This window comes from Pseudomonas sp. MG-9, from assembly GCF_018729515.1.
Lineage (GTDB): Bacteria > Pseudomonadota > Gammaproteobacteria > Pseudomonadales > Pseudomonadaceae > Aquipseudomonas > Aquipseudomonas serboccidentalis.
Window position 1 is genome coordinate 1 of record NZ_JAHHZH010000024.1, and the last position, 259, is coordinate 259.

Sequence of the window (259 nt, forward strand, 5' to 3'; positions counted from 1 at the left end):
TACGGAGGATGCGAGCGTTATCCGGATTTATTGGGTTTAAAGGGAGCGTAGACGGGTTTTTAAGTCAGCTGTGAAAGTTTGGGGCTCAACCTTAAAATTGCAGTTGAAACTGGAGACCTTGAGTACGGTTGAGGCAGGCGGAATTCGTGGTGTAGCGGTGAAATGCTTAGATATCACGAAGAACCCCGATTGCGAAGGCAGCCTGCTAAGCCGCCACTGACGTTGAGGCTCGAAAGTGCGGGTATCAAACAGGAGAGAG

At 50.2% G+C, this 259-nt stretch carries 1 rRNA gene; it reads left to right on the top strand.

The features are described from left to right. Positions 1-259: ribosomal RNA gene (locus tag KKQ10_RS28300) — 16S ribosomal RNA — on the top strand; the annotation flags it as partial.